This window comes from Vibrio sp. 03_296 (assembly GCF_002265885.1).
In genome coordinates this window covers 1-869 of the sequence record NZ_NPKW01001107.1, presented here as the reverse complement: position 1 = coordinate 869, position 869 = coordinate 1, and the positions used below count along the sequence as shown (strand labels likewise).

The following is an 869-nucleotide window of genomic DNA, read 5'->3' as shown; positions in this document are numbered from 1 at the left end:
CCACAGGTGACCACGCCGGAATACCCCGATAGCGAATCGGTTTGGGTGCCACTAAAAAAAAACATCTGCTCATCACAGACTTAAAGTGTACTTCCTCCCTTCGCAACACTCGCTTGCTTTTGGCAAAGCGGTGCCCCATCAGACGCGATGCTAATGGTCAGCTCGGTTTTCTCCTCCACGCCATTACTGGGCTTCTCAGGCCGAGCCTTACTCACTACTACGGATTCATCTGCCACCTCACACCAACACGAGTCTTGGTTTTCACCTTGAACTCGTGCTTCCGGCGTTTGCCCGGATGTGGTGTCAGGCTTCCCCAGTTACTGCACTGGCTCCCTGTTAACAATGCCACCCTCAAGCACAGCATAGRTCTGACTGAGTATTGGGCTTTGCGATGTTTCGGACGCTTACCCACCTATGCTGCCGAAGCAGGTTCACTTACGTTGTGTACTGTTAACTTCCTATTGCTTCCTTCAGACYCTGCCGTTGGCCAGCAACGCCCTTGCAATTCGGATTATCTTCCCCTCAGTCAGGGCGATTCGGGCTTCTTTCAACCCGACGGGTTTGCCAGCTTCGCTGGGCAAACAAAAAAGGCTTGCCAATGGCAAGCCTCAGATTGATGACGAACCCCGCTTTTTAAGTGGGGTTCTTTTTTGGAAGCGACCGTAGGTCGCGATCGTGATTTTTTTTGTTATATCGTGCGCAGAAGTTTCCATTCATTACACGGGTATACAGAAGCAAGTATCTGCCTTATTTCTGCCATATTTAAGCCCATTTTTCGTAGATAGTTCACCACCAACGCTATCTTCTTGATGTTTTGGGCTGCCGCTGCCAACCAACATTGCATTTGCACATTGGCTAGACCTCGGAAG

The 869-nt window shown here is 50.3% G+C and carries 1 pseudogene; it reads right to left on the bottom strand.

Annotated features, from left to right (window positions below):
• Nucleotides 1-688 precede the first annotated feature (688 nt).
• A pseudogene (locus CIK04_RS30115) lies at nucleotides 689-869 on the bottom strand (IS5/IS1182 family transposase); the annotation flags it as partial.